General features: G+C 49.8%; 1 protein-coding gene. It reads left to right on the forward strand.

What is annotated here, in order from left to right; genetic code table 11:
• On the forward strand, positions 1-289 hold a 289-nt coding region (locus AB4585_RS27320), incomplete at both ends, for an FHIPEP family type III secretion protein (protein ID WP_372171882.1).

Here is a 289-nt window from a genome sequence, read left to right on the forward strand (position 1 = left end):
TCTCTTATCCACCGTCCTTAGGCTAAGCCTTAACGTAGCCTCAACTCGTGCCGTTCTCGGTAATGGCCACGAAGGCACGGACGCTGCAGGTCGCGTTGTGGAAGCATTCGGTACGGTGATTGTGGGAGGCTCATACATTGTCGGTGCCATATCGTTCATAATCATTTGTATCATCTCGTTCATGGTAGTGACCAAAGGCTCCGAGCGAATAGCTCAAGTAGGTGCACGATTTAGTCTAGATGCATTACCCGTTCGACTAATGGCAATTGAAACCGCCTCTCAAAACGGA

Origin of the sequence: Vibrio sp. 10N.222.49.C9 (assembly GCF_041474985.1) — a bacterium.
Classification (GTDB): Bacteria; Pseudomonadota; Gammaproteobacteria; order Enterobacterales; family Vibrionaceae; genus Vibrio; species Vibrio crassostreae_C.